The sequence below is a fragment of the Streptomyces sp. XD-27 genome, from assembly GCF_030553055.1.
GTDB lineage: Bacteria > Actinomycetota > Actinomycetes > Streptomycetales > Streptomycetaceae > Streptomyces.
Genome location: NZ_CP130713.1, coordinates 1,528,819 through 1,540,709, shown reverse-complemented (window position 1 = coordinate 1,540,709; position 11,891 = coordinate 1,528,819). Strand labels below are relative to the sequence as shown.

The following is an 11,891-nucleotide window of genomic DNA, read 5'->3' as shown; positions in this document are numbered from 1 at the left end:
GGGAGGTACCCCCCACCCGCACACTGGACCGCGATGCCCACCAACGACGACGCCCCGTCCCCTCCCCCGAGCCCTTGAGGGCGTGGGGAGACCCCCATCCGCGCACACCCCGCCGCGCCCTGGGGCGGGGCCCGCGCACGGGGCCTCTCGCCGGGGTGGCCGCATCCGCCCCGGGGGCCCCGGCGGCCGCCGTCCCGCCCGCCGCGAGCGCCACGTCCGAGTCGCCCCTCACCGCACCGGCCCCTGAGCAGGATGCCGCCACCGAGTCCTCGGAGGCCCCGCCCACTGCGGAGGGGTCCTCCGGGTCGGGCGGGAACGGGGCCGAGCCACCGGCGCCCCACGCGCCCGAGACCGAGCCACCGGCGTCCCGCGCGCCCGAGGCCGAGCCCGCTCCCGGCGACGGCCGGTTCACCGTGCGGCTGGACAACTTCGAAGGCCCCTTCGACCTCCTCCTCCAGCTCATCTCCAAGCACAAGCTCGACGTGACCGAGGTCGCACTGTCCAAGGTCACCGACGAGTTCATGGCACACATCCGCGCCATGGGCCCCGACTGGGACCTCGACCAGACCACCGAGTTCCTCGTCGTGGCCGCCACCCTGCTGGACCTGAAGGCCGCCCGGCTGCTGCCCGCCGCCGACGTCGAGGACGAGGCGGACCTGGCCCTGCTGGAGGCGCGTGACCTGCTCTTCGCCCGCCTGCTCCAGTACCGCGCGTACAAGCGGGTCGCGGACATCTTCTCCGAGCGCCTGGAGGCGGAGGCCAAGCGCTACCCCCGTACCGTGGGGCTGGAACCGCACCACGCCGACCTGCTGCCGGACGTCGTGATCAGCATCGGCGCGGAGGGCTTCGCCAAGCTCGCGGTGAAGGCCATGCAGCCCAAGGCCAAGCCCCAGGTGTACGTCGACCACATCCACGCCCCGCTGGTCAGCGTCCGCGAGCAGGCCGAGGTGGTCGTCGCGCGGCTGCGGGAGCTGGGTGAGGCCACCTTCGCCGTGCTCACCGAGGACGCGCCCGACACCCTCACCGTCGTCGCGCGCTTCCTCGCGCTGCTGGAGCTGTACCGGGAGCGCGCGGTCGTCCTGGACCAGACGGAGGCGCTCGGCGCGCTCACGGTCCGCTGGACCGGAGCGGACGGGGAACAGCCGCTGGTGACCGACGAGTTCGACCAGGAGGCGGCCGCCGGGCGGCGGGGCGGCGAGCAGGACGACGGCAGGACAGCGACCGAGGAGGAGCAGCCATGAGCCATGAGTCGACCGAGGCCGAGGCCGAGGCCGCGGAGGCCCCGGCCGGGGCCTGCGACCTCACCGAGCTCGACCTCAAGCCCGCCCTGGAGGCCGTCCTCATGGTCGTCGACGAGCCCGCCACCGAGGAGCACCTCGCCAAGATCCTCCAGCGGCCGCGGCGCGAGGTCGCCGACGCGCTGCGCGAGCTGGCCGACGAGTACACCGTGCAGCGCCGAGGCTTCGAGCTGCGACTCGTCGCCGGCGGCTGGCGCTACTACACCCGGCCCGCCTACGCGAGCGCCGTGGAGAGCTTCGTCCTGGACGGCCAGCAGGCCCGGCTGACCCAGGCCGCGCTGGAGACCCTGGCCGTGGTCGCGTACCGTCAACCGGTCAGCCGTTCGCGGGTCTCGGCCGTACGCGGAGTGAACTGCGACGGCGTGATGCGCACCCTCCTGCAGCGTGGTCTGGTGGAGGAGGCGGGGACGGAACCCGAAACAGGTGCGATCCTGTACAGGACGACGAATTACTTTCTGGAGCGGATGGGCCTGCGCGGCCTGGACGAGCTCCCGGAGCTCGCGCCCTTCCTCCCCGAGGCGGACGCGATCGAGGCAGAGACGCAAGAGGGTGTGCCGTCGTTCGATCCGGACGCTCCGGACACCGACGCAGACGACACGACGACGACGGAACTTTGATGCGAAGCAGCGGCAGCGGCAAGAACACCGGACGCGGTAACTACCGGGGAGCGGGTGGGGGCACCCCCGGTCGAAGACGGGGGGACAGCGCGACGAAGGGCAGCGCCCTCGCCGTCCACGCCCCGAGGAGCGCCGCTACGACGTCGGCGGTTTCGGCGAGGAGGCCGGCGGTCCCCGCAAGGGCCGCGGCGCGGCGGCCCGCGGCGGCGCCAAGGGCGGCCCGAAGCCCTCGCAGAAGAGCCGGGGCGGCGGCCCCCGCCGCGACGGTGCCCCGGCCCGCCCGCGGGAGCTGGACGCCAGGATCGAGCAGCGCAACCGCGACCGGTACGCGGACAAGCCGCAGATCAAGACCCCCAAGACCTTCCCCGGAGCCGAGCAGGAGGGCGAGCGGCTGCAGAAGGTCCTCGCGCGCGCGGGCATGGGCTCCCGCCGAGCCTGCGAGGAGCTGATCGACCAGCGCCGGGTCGAGGTCAACGGCAGGATCGTCACCGAGCAGGGGCTGCGCGTCGACCCCGAGAAGGACGAGATCAAGGTCGACGGGCTGACCGTCGCCACGCAGTCGTACCTGTTCTTCGCGCTCAACAAGCCCGCCGGGGTCGTCTCCACCATGGAGGACCCCGACGGCCGCCAGTGCCTGGGCGACTACGTCACCAACCGCGAGACCCGGCTCTTCCACGTCGGCCGCCTGGACACCGAGACCGAGGGCATCATCCTGCTCACCAACCACGGGGAGCTGGCCCACCGCCTCACCCACCCCCGGTACGGCGTGCAGAAGACCTACCTCGCCGCGATCCAGGGCCCCCTCCCGCGCGACCTGGGCAAGCAGCTCATGAGCGGCATCCAGCTGGAGGACGGCTATGCCCGCGCCGACCACTTCAAGGTGGTGCAGAACCTCGGCAAGAACTACCTGGTCGAGGTGGTCCTGCACGAGGGACGCAAGCACATCGTGCGCCGCATGCTCGCCGAGGCCGGCTTCCCGGTCGAGAAGCTGGTGCGCACCAGCTTCGGCCCGATCGCCCTCGGCGACCAGAAGTCCGGCTGGCTGCGGCGGCTGACCAACACCGAGGTCGGCATGCTGATGCGCGAGGTCGACCTGTAGGGCCCAGAGGCTCTATGACCAGACGGCGAAGCCGGTCGCCCGCCCGTCCGGCTCCCGTACGACCTCCAGCATCCCCACCACCGCCGCCCGCACGATGTGCCCGTACACGTGCGGGAAGAGGGTGGTGGGCGGCACCCCGGGCGGCGGGGTCGGGTCGGCGCGCTCCCAGCGCACCAGCACGTCCAGCCGGTGCTCGTCGATCATCAGGGCCATCAGCGGGCCCGGGGTGTCCCGGTAGAAGGCGTTGGCGACGGCGAGAGTGGTGTCCTCGTCGGGCGAGCAGTGCACGAACCCGTCCTCGGCCAGCGTCGGCGGGGCATAGGGGCGGTCGGGGGCGACCAGCCAGTCGTCGAGGCGCACCAAGTGGTAGATCATGCTCATGGTTCTACCGGACGGGTCCGCTCCCGTCTCGCAGGACGGTCTTGCGCGGCGGTGCACCGCACCGGCTCGTTAAGCTGATCAGGCACCGGATACGGGACACCCAGGGAGCAGGCACGTGGCGGTACGAGCGGTCCGCGGGGCCGTCCAGCTGGACCGGGACGAAGCGGAGCACATGCACGAGCGGGTCTCGGAGCTGATCACCGCCGTCCTGGAGCGCAACTCCCTGACGGGCGAGGACCTGATCAGCATGTGGTTCACCGCCACCCCCGACCTGCACAGCGACTTCCCCGCCGTCGCCGCGCGCCGGCTCGGGATCACCGACGTACCGCTGATCTGCGCCCAGGAGCTGGACATCGCCGGCGCCATGCCGCGGGTCGTCCGCCTCCTCGCCCATGTCGAGACCGGCCTGGAGCGGTCCGAGGTGGCCCATGTCTACCTCGGCGCCGCCGCGGCCCTGCGCAAGGACATCGCCCAGTGAGAACCGCCCTCGTCATCGGTACCGGACTGATCGGCACGTCCGCCGCGCTGGCCCTGGCCGGCCGCGGGGTCCAGGTGCACCTCGCCGACCACGACCCGGCCCAGGCCCGCACCGCCGCGGCGCTCGGTGCCGGGACGGACGCCGAGCCGGCCGGGCCGGTGGACCTGGCGATCGTCGCCGTACCGCCCGCGCACGTGGCCGAGCACCTGGCCGCCGCGATGCGCCGGGGCGCAGCCCGCGGCTACCTCGACGTCGCCAGCGTCAAGGGCGGGCCGCGCCGCGAACTGGAGGCGCTCGGCTGCGACCTGACCCGCTACATCGGTACGCACCCGATGGCCGGCCGCGAGCGCTCGGGCCCGCTGGCCGCCACCGCCGACCTGTTCGAGGGGCGGCCGTGGGTGCTCACCCCCACCCCCGGCACCGACACCGAGGTGCTCAACCTCGCCCTGGAGCTCGTCGCCCTGTGCCGCGCCGTGCCCGTGGTGATGGACGCCGACGCGCACGACCGCGCCGTCGCCCTCGTCTCGCACACCCCGCAGCTGCTGTCCAGCATGGTCGCCGCGCGGCTGCGGGACGCCGACGAGACGGCGGTACGGCTGTGCGGGCAGGGCATCCGGGACGTGACCCGGATCGCGGCCTCCGACCCCGGGATGTGGATCGACATCCTGTCCGCCAACCCCGGCCCGGTCGCCGACGTGCTCGCCGCCGTCGCCGCCGACCTTGACGAGACGGTCCGCTCGCTGCGGGCGCTGGACTCCGCGGACGAGGACAAGCGCAGCGGCGGCGCCGCCGGGATCGCGGACGTGCTGCGGCGCGGCAACGCGGGCCGCGAGCGGGTGCCCGGCAAGCACGGCGCGGCCCCGACGGCGTACGAGAGCGTCACGGTCCTCATCGGCGACCAGCCGGGCGAGCTGGCCCGGATCTTCGCGGACGCCGGGCAGGCCGGGGTCAACATCGAGGACGTACGCATCGAGCACGCCACCGGGCAGCAGGCGGGCCTGATCCAGCTCATGGTGGAGCCGCGGGCGGTTCCGGGCCTGACCGCGGCGCTGCGCGAGCGGGGCTGGTCGATCCGCCAGTGAAGGCCCCGTGGCCACGGGCTGTCCGGGGCCACCGGCTCACCCAGTAACCTTGTGCAGGGCTCATCGAACGAGCCCGCAAGGACCACTCACCGAGCCCCACCAGCTCACCCCGTGCACAGGAAGGTGTCTGTCACCGTGGAAACCGCCGCCCGGACCGCTCCGGCAGCAGTGATCGTCGCGATCGACGGCCCCGCAGGCACGGGCAAGTCCAGCACCTCCAAGGCCGTCGCCGCCAAGCTCGGCTTCGGCTACCTGGACACCGGGGCCCAGTACCGGGCGATCACGTGGTGGATGCTGGACAACGGCATCGACGTGGCCGACGCGGCCGCCGTCGCCGACGCCGCCGCCAAGCCGGTCATCGTCTCCGGCACCGACCCGGCCGCCCCGGGCATCACGGTCGACGGCGTCGACGTGGCCGGTCCCATCCGCACCCAGGAGGTCACCTCGCGGGTCAGCGCCGTCAGCGCGGTCCCGGAGGTGCGGTCCCGGATCACCGAGCTGCAGCGCTCCATCGCGGCGGCCGCCGAACACGGCATCGTCGTGGAGGGCCGGGACATCGGCACCACGGTGCTGCCCGACGCCGACCTCAAGATCTTCCTCACCGCGTCGCCGGAGGCGCGCGCCGCCCGCCGCAACGGTGAGCTCAAGGGCAAGGGCGCCGCCGACCTGGCCGCCACCCAGGCCGCCCTCGCCCAGCGCGACGCCGCCGACTCCGGCCGCAAGACCTCGCCGCTGGCCAAGGCGGACGACGCGGTCGAGGTGGACACCACCGACCTCACCCTCCAGCAGGTCATCGAGTGCGTGGTCACCCTGGTCGAAGAGAAGCGGCAGGCCAGGTGAGCGCAGCCGCGCCGGGCCAGGCGAGCGCACCCGCGCCGCCGTCCGCCGCCGGTGCCGCGGTCGGCCGCCGGATCGGCATCGGCCTCATGCACGGCCTGTGGAAGCCCCGGGTGCTCGGCGCCTGGCGCGTCCCGGCCGCCGGGCCCGTCATCCTCGCGGTGAACCACTCGCACAACATCGACGGACCGATGCTGATGGGGACGGCGCCGCGCCCGGTGCACTTCCTGATCAAGAAAGAGGCGTTCGTCGGCCCGCTCGACCCGTTCCTGCGGGGGATAGGCCAGCTCAAGGTGGACCGCTCCGGCGCCGACCGGACCGCGATCACCAGCGCGCTGGCCGTGCTGCGCCACGGCGGCGTCCTCGGCATCTTCCCCGAGGGCACCCGGGGCGAGGGCGACTTCGCCTCGCTGCGCGCCGGCCTCGCGTACTTCGCGGTGCGCTCCGGGGCGCCGATCGTGCCGGTCGCGGTGCTCGGCAGCAACGAGAAGCGCGGCCGCGTGATACAGGGTCTGCCGCCGCTGCGCGGCCGGATCGACGTCGTCTTCGGAGACGCCTTCGACGCGGGGGACGGCAGCGGCCGCCGCACCAAGGCCGCGCTGGACGAGGCGACGTTGCGTATCCAGCGGCGGCTGAGCGCGCACCTGGAAAACGCCAGGCGTTCCACCGGGCGCCGGTGTGAGACTTAAGTGATCCGCTCGGATCACCACGGATGACAGACGACAGGAAACAGGCTTCATGAACGACCAGATCCACACCGGCGACGAGCACGGTGAGCTTGGCGACGCCGAGTACGCGGAGTTCATGGAGCTCGCCGCGCAGGAAGGCTTCGACGCCGAGGAGGTCGAGGGCGCGCTGGAGGCGGCCGGGCACGGCCCGCTGCCGGTGCTCGCCGTCGTCGGCCGCCCCAACGTCGGCAAGTCGACCCTGGTGAACCGCGTCATCGGCCGCCGCGAGGCCGTCGTCGAGGACCGCCCCGGCGTCACCCGCGACCGCGTCACGTACGAGGCCGAATGGGCAGGCCGCCGCTTCAAGGTGGTCGACACCGGCGGCTGGGAGCAGGACGTCCTCGGCATCGACGCGTCCGTGGCCGCCCAGGCGGAGTTCGCCATCGAGGCCGCCGACGCCGTCGTGTTCGTCGTGGACGCCACGGTCGGCGCGACCGACACCGACGAGGCCGTGGTGAAGCTGCTGCGCCGGGCCGGCAAGCCCGTCGTCCTGTGCGCCAACAAGGTGGACGGACCCAGCGCCGAGGCGGACGCCGCGATGCTCTGGTCGCTCGGCCTGGGCGAGCCGTACCCGGTCTCCGCGCTGCACGGCCGCGGCACCGGCGACATGCTCGACGCCGTTTTGGAGGCGCTCCCCGAGGCCCCGGCCCAGACCTTCGGCGGCGGCGTCGGCGGGCCGCGCCGGATCGCGCTCATCGGCCGCCCGAACGTCGGCAAGTCTTCGCTGCTCAACAAGGTCGCGAACGAGGAGCGGGTCGTCGTCAACGAGCTGGCGGGCACCACCCGCGACCCCGTCGACGAGATCATCGAGCTGGGCGGCAAGACCTGGAAGTTCGTGGACACCGCCGGTATCCGGCGCCGGGTGCACCTCCAGGAAGGCGCCGACTACTACGCCTCGCTGCGCACCGCGGCCGCCGTCGAGAAGGCCGAGGTGGCGGTCGTCCTGATCGACACCAGCGAGTCCATCAGCGTCCAGGACCAGCGGATCGTGACGATGGCCGTCGAGGCGGGCCGGGCCATGGTCATCGCGTACAACAAGTGGGACACCCTCGACGAGGAGCGCCGCTACTACCTGGAGCGCGAGATCGAGACCGAGATGGGCCAGGTCTCCTGGGCGCCGCGGGTCAACGTCTCGGCCCGCACCGGCCGCCACATGGAGAAGCTGGTCCCGGCCATCGAGACGGCGCTGGCGGGCTGGGAGACCCGGGTGCCCACCGGGCGGCTCAACGCCTTCCTCGGTGAGATCGTCGCCTCGCACCCGCACCCGATCCGCGGCGGCAAGCAGCCCCGCATCCTCTTCGGGACGCAGGCGGGCACCAAGCCGCCGCGGTTCGTCCTCTTCGCCTCCGGCTTCCTGGAGGCCGGATACCGCCGCTTCGTCGAGCGGCGGCTGCGCGAGGAGTTCGGCTTCGAGGGGACCCCGATCCACATCTCCGTACGGGTCCGGGAGAAGCGCGGCCGCAAGAAGTAGCCGCGGCCGGCGACCCGCGGGATTCAGAACCCGCGGGCCCGCCCGTCGCGCGGTGCGGGCGGCAGCGCGGGCCGGTAGCCCCCGCGGTACGGCCGCTCGGGCGGGCGGTCCTCGGACGGCGGCCGGACGACCTCCTGCCGCCGCCACGCCGACTGCCCGGTGCCCGATCCCAGGGCCTCGAACCCGGTGAATCCCAGCTCCTCGTCGCCCGTACGGTCGCCGGGCAGCGCCCGGAACAGCCTGCGGTACTCCGCGTACAGCGCGTCGTAGATCGGCGTGGCCGAGCGCTGCTGGTACTCGGACGACGGGTCCTGCGACTGCCGCATGCCGGGAATCGGATACGGGGAGCGGGAGGCGGGGTCGTATGCGTGCACGTAGGAGCCAACGACCACGTCTTCGGACGGATGCGGTCGTTGCGGCGAATGGGCCACAGGCGCGAAGCGCGTCGGAACCTGCGCCGCTGGGGGTCCCCCCACGCCCTCCAGGGCGTAGGGGGAGGGATGCCACTGCACCTGCGGCGCGGGCCGTGCCGGACGTGGGGGGTACTGGGCCATGTACTCCGGAGGGTGGGCCGACGGCGAATGCCGCGACGGAGGGTACGGCCGCGACGGCTGCGCGGCGGTCCCGGTCATGTGCCCGACAGCGGCATCGCGGCGGCGACGAGCACGCCCCGCGCGGCGGCCCGCTCCAGAGCGTCACGCATCTGGTCCTCACGCGGCTGGTTGCCGATCGCCCCGGAGGGAGCGGCGTAGACCAGCACCGACGGGTTCTTGTTGACCGCCAGCCGCCAGCCCTCGGTCACCGGCATCGGCCGGTGCGCCTGCCACCACGCCGCCTGGGAGCCCGCGCCGTCCGGCATCAGCACCGCGTGCAGCTGCCCCGCGGCCATCAGCACGGACCAGCCGTGGATCGGCGACGGTGCTTGGGCGAGATCGTCGACGGGCAGGAACCCCTGCTCGATGAGGAGCGGAAGGAAGTCGTCCCCCGGGCCGTTGGTGCCGGGCCGGGCGATCGGCGCGGTCGGCTCCACGACCAGCGCCGGGCGCGGCTCACCGTCCATCAGGATGAGTCCGCAGGTCACGTTGAGCACGGCCTGACGGTGCGTGGGCTCCGCCTCGGGCGCCCCGCTCCCGGGCAGTTCGCTCCCGATCGGCGGCGCACCGGCTGGGGATCCGGGCGCCTCGCCGGTGATGGAGTGCACCGCGCTCTGCAACTGGTCCTCGGAGACCGGGACCACCTGCGAGGGGACGCAGGTGGCGTGGGCGAACGCGAGGACGGCGGTCTCCTCGCCGACGAAGAGCACGGTGCTGGTGGGCTCCTGCTCGGTGTCGCCGGGGGTGCGGCAGGAGGTGCAGTCGTATGTGCCCGGGGCGCCGTCACCGGTCAGCAGCCGGTTGGCTTCCTCATCGCCGATCTCGGCACGTACGTCGTCGCTGACGTCGAGCATGCGCGGCACGGTGGCTCCTCGGTCTCGTGCTTCCGCGCCGGGCGATCCGCGGCGCGTACTGTTCAACGCAGGATGAGTGGCCTCGGTCACGCGCGGAGGGCCGACACTGACGCGCCCTCACGAGCCCTGAGGGGAAAGGGTCCGGACAGGTTCCGGATTCGGGCTACCGATTCGGTATCTGTTGTGGAACAAGATGATGATCACACCCAACCTTGCAACCGCTTTGCCGGTCTACCCCAGTGACTACGCGAACGCCCGATGCGTTCGCACAGAAAACGGTGGGGCACGGGGACGGATGCACATCTCATTCCTGATACACAACGCGTACGGGATCGGCGGGACGATTCGCACCACGTACAACACCGCCCGCACGCTGGCGGAGCAGCACGACGTGGAGATCGTCTCGGTCTTCCGCCACCGCGACACACCGGTTTTCGACCCCGGCCCGAACGTCCGGCTGCGGCACCTGGTGGACATCCGCAAGGAGAGCCCGACCTACGACGGCGACGACCCCGAGTACGCCCGCCCCGCACGCGTCTTCCCCAGCGCGGAGGGCCGCTACAAGCAGTACAACGCGCTCACCGACCGCCGGATCGGCGAACACCTGCGGGGGCTGGACGCGGACGTCGTGGTCGGCACCCGCCCGGGGCTGAACGTGCACATCGCCCGCGAGGCCCGCCGCGGCCCGGTCCGCGTCGGCCAGGAGCACCTGACCCTCAGCACGCACTCCCAGGACCTCAAGTACGTGCTGCGCGCCGCCTACCCGCGGCTGGACGCGGTCACCACCGTCACCGAGGCGGACGCGAACACCTACCGCCGCCAGATGCGGCTGCCCGGCGTACGCCTCGAAGCGGTGCCCAACAGCGTGCCCGAGCCCGGCGTCGCGCCGGCCGACGGCACCGGGAAGTGGGTCGTCGCGGCGGGCCGGCTCGCCCCCGTCAAGCGGTACGACCTGCTGATAAAGGCCTTCGCCAAGGTCAGGGCGGAGCGCCCCGACTGGCGGCTGCGGATCTACGGCGGCGGTGGCCAGGAGGCCAAGCTCCGCGCCCTGATCAACAAGCTCGGCCTGTACAACCACGTCTATCTGATGGGCCCCGCCAACCCGCTCGACCCCGAGTGGGCCAAGGGTTCCATCGCCGCCGTCACCTCCAGCCTCGAGTCCTTCGGCATGACCATCGTCGAGGCGCAGCGCTGCGGCCTGCCCGTCGTGGCGACCGACTGCCCGCACGGCCCGGCCGAGATCATCGAGGACGGCGTGGACGGCCGACTGGTGAAGTCCGGCGACGTCGGCGCCATCGCCAAGGGCCTCCTCAGCCTGATCAACGACGACGAGCTGCGGCAGCGGATGGGACGGCAGGCGCTGGAGCGCTCCGCCCGCTTCGACCCGTCGAACGTCGCCGGGCGCTACGAGTCGATGTTCGCCGACCTCGTCGCGCGCGGCGGGCTGCGCGGCGCGCTGCACCGCACCCGCGGCACCCTGCTCAGCGGCGCGTTCGCGACCAAGGACGCCGGCCGCTCGGTCTTCCGGAAGGCCCACGCCGCGTGACCACCACGACGCCTTCGCCCGCCACGACCCCTTCGCCCGTCCCCGCATCGTCGCCCGACCCCGCCGAGGAGCCCACCGCCGTGTCCGTCCCGCCCAGCGCCGACTGCCTCGCGGACCCCGCGGGGGACTGACCTTCGACGTGGCCGACTGGCGGCCGGCCGCCGGCAGGACCGGGTACCTGGTCCTCGTGCCGCGCGACGCCGACACCGCCACCGACGAGGTACGGCTGCCGCTCGCCCCGGGCGCCGACGGGCGGCTGCGCGCGGTGCTGGCCGCCGCCGCGACGCTGGCCGAGGGCCGCTGGGACCTCCACGTGGCCGCGGACGGCACCGACCCGCAGCGGCTCCTGCCGGGTATGAACGACCTGCGCGCGCTGGTCGACCGCACCCCGGAGCCGGGCACCGGACCGCTGGCGGTACGCATCCCGTACGCCACCAAGCACGGCAACCTCTCGCTGCGCAGCTGGCTGCGGGCCGCCCACGCCGAGGCCGGCGACCTCCGGATCGACGGCGGCACGCTGGCGGTCACCGGCCGCCTGCACCGGATCGGGAACCAGGGCGGCCTGCTGGCCGGGGCGGTCGTCGAGGCCCGCCGCCGGAGCGACAAGCAGGCCCTCACGGCCCCGGTCACCGCGGACGGCGACGGCTTCGCCTTCACCCTGGCGTACGCCGACCTGGCCGCGGCCTGGAGCGGCGAGGCGGACGTGTGGGACCTGTGGCTGCGCCCGGCGGACCGCGACCCGGTGCGGATCGCCCGGATCCTGGACGACATCGCCGACAAGAAGCCGATCTTCACCTACCCGGCGCGGAAGGCCGACGCCCCGCAGGGTGCCGTGAAGGCCGTCCCGTACTACACGGTGGACAACGACCTGTCGGTGCGGGTCCAGGCCGCGTAGGGGCTGTTCAAA

At 73.2% G+C, this 11,891-nt stretch carries 12 protein-coding genes and 1 pseudogene; 10 read left to right on the top strand and 3 right to left on the bottom strand.

The window, feature by feature from the left end:
* Positions 1–155 precede the first annotated feature (155 nt).
* The 3 genes and pseudogenes from Q3Y56_RS06530 (at position 156) to Q3Y56_RS06520 (ending at position 3,014) form a co-directional block, all read left to right on the top strand.
* A complete protein-coding gene (locus Q3Y56_RS06530; RefSeq protein ID WP_304461007.1) occupies positions 156–1,241 on the top strand; it encodes a ScpA family protein in 1,086 nt (361 codons plus the stop codon).
* Positions 1,238–1,915: an SMC-Scp complex subunit ScpB gene (gene scpB / locus Q3Y56_RS06525; RefSeq protein WP_304461006.1), complete on the top strand. Its 678-nt coding sequence runs from the start codon at positions 1,238–1,240 to the stop codon at positions 1,913–1,915. Before Q3Y56_RS06530 ends, scpB begins: the two co-directional genes overlap by 4 nt.
* A pseudogene (locus tag Q3Y56_RS06520) lies at positions 1,915–3,014 on the top strand (pseudouridine synthase). Before scpB ends, Q3Y56_RS06520 begins: the two are co-directional and overlap by 1 nt.
* Positions 3,015–3,026: 12 nt before the next feature.
* Here Q3Y56_RS06520 and Q3Y56_RS06515 read toward each other — a convergent pair.
* Complete coding sequence (locus tag Q3Y56_RS06515; protein ID WP_304461005.1) at positions 3,027–3,389, bottom strand: DUF952 domain-containing protein; 363 nt, start codon at positions 3,387–3,389, stop codon at positions 3,027–3,029.
* Positions 3,390–3,510: 121 nt separating this feature from the next.
* Between Q3Y56_RS06515 and aroH the strand changes: the two genes are divergently transcribed.
* From aroH to der, 5 genes are all read left to right on the top strand, one after another.
* Positions 3,511–3,873: a chorismate mutase gene (gene aroH, locus Q3Y56_RS06510; RefSeq protein ID WP_304461004.1), complete on the top strand. Its 363-nt coding sequence runs from the start codon at positions 3,511–3,513 to the stop codon at positions 3,871–3,873.
* On the top strand, positions 3,870–4,955 hold the full coding sequence (locus Q3Y56_RS06505; RefSeq protein WP_304461003.1) for a prephenate dehydrogenase: 1,086 nt from the start codon (positions 3,870–3,872) through the stop codon (positions 4,953–4,955). Before aroH ends, Q3Y56_RS06505 begins: the two co-directional genes overlap by 4 nt.
* Before the next feature lie 123 nt (positions 4,956–5,078).
* Positions 5,079–5,795 carry a (d)CMP kinase gene (gene cmk / locus Q3Y56_RS06500; RefSeq protein WP_304461002.1) on the top strand — a complete coding sequence of 239 codons (717 nt, stop codon included), beginning with the start codon at positions 5,079–5,081 and terminating at the stop codon, positions 5,793–5,795.
* An 86-nt stretch (positions 5,796–5,881) separates the two neighbouring features.
* Positions 5,882–6,481 carry a 1-acyl-sn-glycerol-3-phosphate acyltransferase gene (locus Q3Y56_RS06495; protein WP_304465491.1) on the top strand — a complete coding sequence of 200 codons (600 nt, stop codon included), beginning with the start codon at positions 5,882–5,884 and terminating at the stop codon, positions 6,479–6,481.
* Positions 6,482–6,530: 49 nt separating this feature from the next.
* Entirely contained in the window at positions 6,531–7,991 is a 1,461-nt protein-coding gene (der, locus tag Q3Y56_RS06490; RefSeq protein WP_304461001.1) for a ribosome biogenesis GTPase Der, read from the top strand.
* A gap of 23 nt (positions 7,992–8,014) precedes the next feature.
* On the opposite strand, the gene Q3Y56_RS06485 is transcribed toward der, so the two are convergent.
* On the bottom strand, positions 8,015–8,365 hold the full coding sequence (locus tag Q3Y56_RS06485) for a hypothetical protein (protein WP_304461000.1): 351 nt from the start codon (positions 8,363–8,365) through the stop codon (positions 8,015–8,017).
* A gap of 254 nt (positions 8,366–8,619) precedes the next feature.
* A complete protein-coding gene (locus Q3Y56_RS06480; RefSeq protein ID WP_304460999.1) occupies positions 8,620–9,438 on the bottom strand; it encodes a hypothetical protein in 819 nt (272 codons plus the stop codon).
* A gap of 295 nt (positions 9,439–9,733) precedes the next feature.
* Between Q3Y56_RS06480 and Q3Y56_RS06475 the strand changes: the two genes are divergently transcribed.
* Positions 9,734–10,984 carry a glycosyltransferase family 4 protein gene (locus Q3Y56_RS06475; RefSeq protein ID WP_304460998.1) on the top strand — a complete coding sequence of 417 codons (1,251 nt, stop codon included), beginning with the start codon at positions 9,734–9,736 and terminating at the stop codon, positions 10,982–10,984.
* Between the two features lie 139 nt (positions 10,985–11,123).
* Positions 11,124–11,879, top strand: coding sequence for a hypothetical protein (locus Q3Y56_RS06470; RefSeq protein ID WP_369696717.1), 756 nt, complete (start codon positions 11,124–11,126; stop codon positions 11,877–11,879).
* The last annotated feature ends 12 nt before the right edge of the window (positions 11,880–11,891 follow it).